This is a genomic window from Pseudoalteromonas luteoviolacea NCIMB 1944, from assembly GCF_001625565.1.
GTDB classification, from domain to species: domain Bacteria; phylum Pseudomonadota; class Gammaproteobacteria; order Enterobacterales; family Alteromonadaceae; genus Pseudoalteromonas; species Pseudoalteromonas luteoviolacea_F.
Genome location: NZ_AUXS01000076.1, coordinates 1 through 291, shown reverse-complemented (window position 1 = coordinate 291; position 291 = coordinate 1). Strand labels below are relative to the sequence as shown.

The 291-nt window shown below is 43.0% G+C and carries 1 protein-coding gene; it reads right to left on the bottom strand.

What is annotated here, in order from left to right; genetic code table 11:
* Positions 1-291, bottom strand: a 291-nt coding sequence (locus tag N483_RS24680; protein ID WP_419555119.1) for a calcium-binding protein, incomplete at both ends; no start/stop codon positions are given.

Sequence of the window (291 nt, the reverse complement as noted above, 5' to 3'; positions counted from 1 at the left end):
ATAGACATAGGTTTCTGAACTGACATACCCTTTGAGAATGTCGTCGCCTTGACCGCCAACAAGTGTATTTTCTGTATACCTGCTTTGCCCTACAACCAATGTATCGTTGCCTTTTCCACCATCTAAGTAGTCATTACCACCAACGCCGTCTATATGGTCATCTCCATCTAAGCCATAAATTTTGTCACTTTGGTTCGAACCGTTTAACGTATCATTGCCTGATGTGCCAAACTGGCTTCTTGCTAATTCAAACACCTCTTCAGCACTTAGGAAGGTACCATCACTGAACAC